General features: G+C 68.9%; 1 protein-coding gene. It reads right to left on the minus strand.

Annotated elements, in window-relative coordinates; all coding sequences use genetic code 11:
* Positions 1-126: 126 nt before the first annotated feature.
* Positions 127-1019: Gfo/Idh/MocA family oxidoreductase (locus tag AB0B91_RS66545; protein WP_358343374.1), on the minus strand; the 893-nt coding region annotated here is incomplete at its 5' end.

Raw genomic sequence — 1019 nt, forward strand, 5'->3', positions numbered from 1 at the left:
GGGTCGGCGTCGGCGCAGGCGACGACGGTGACCGCCGGTTCCCCGGCGACGTTGGCCAGGTAGCGGGAACTGACGTTCCCGCACCCCACGACCCCCACCCGCACCGACGCTCCGATACCGACCATGTCACGAGAGCCTGATCTCGTGGCCGGCCCGCGCCGACTCGTAGATCCCGTCGAGCATGCGCATTATCTCCGTACCGTGGGAGACGGGTGCCACCTGCTCGGCCTCGCCCAGGCACAGCGCGACGAAGTGCGCGATCTCGTTGGCGAACCCCTCCGCGAAGTCGAAGCTGAGGTGGTCGATCTGTGGCCCCACGTTGAGGACGGTGTCGTGCATCTCGGTGGCGATCCGCAGCTGGGGTTCGAGTTCCGCGCCACCGCGCTCGCCGAACACCGCCACTTCGAGGCGGTCCTCGAGCGCGTGCAGGGAGTAGCTGGTCTCCAGCGTCAGGGACGCCCCGTTGTCGAACCGGATGAAGGCCGCGGCGAAGTCCTCGACGTCGCTCCGGGTCGGGTCGTAGTCCGCGACCTTGTACCGCGACAACGACGTGACGTTCGCCCGGTTGCCCAGCCGGGCGTGGGTGACCGCGCTGACCGTGACGGCCCTGGGGGTGCCCATGAAGTACCAGCAGAGGTCCAGGACGTGCACGCCGATGTCGATGAGCGGTCCCCCGCCGGACCGCTTGTGGTCCGCGAACCACCCACCGGGGTTGCCGAGTCGTCGGATGTTGGTCGCGCGGGCGTGGTAGACGTCGCCCAGCAGCCCGCTGTCCACGAACGACTTGAGGACCTTGGCGTTCGCGCCGAACCGCCGGACGAAGCCGACCTCCAGGTGCCTGCCACTGCGCTCGACGGCCTCGACGAGCGCCTCGGTCTCACCGGCCGTACGACTCAGGGGCTTCTCCACCAGGACGTGCTTGCCGGCGTCGAGCGCCGCCGTGGCGATCTCCGCGTGGCTGTCGTTCCACGTGCAGATGCTCACCGCGTCGATCTCGGTGTAGGCGTGAAGGATGTCTA

The sequence above is a fragment of the Nonomuraea sp. NPDC049141 genome (assembly GCF_040648415.1).
Lineage (GTDB): Bacteria > Actinomycetota > Actinomycetes > Streptosporangiales > Streptosporangiaceae > Nonomuraea.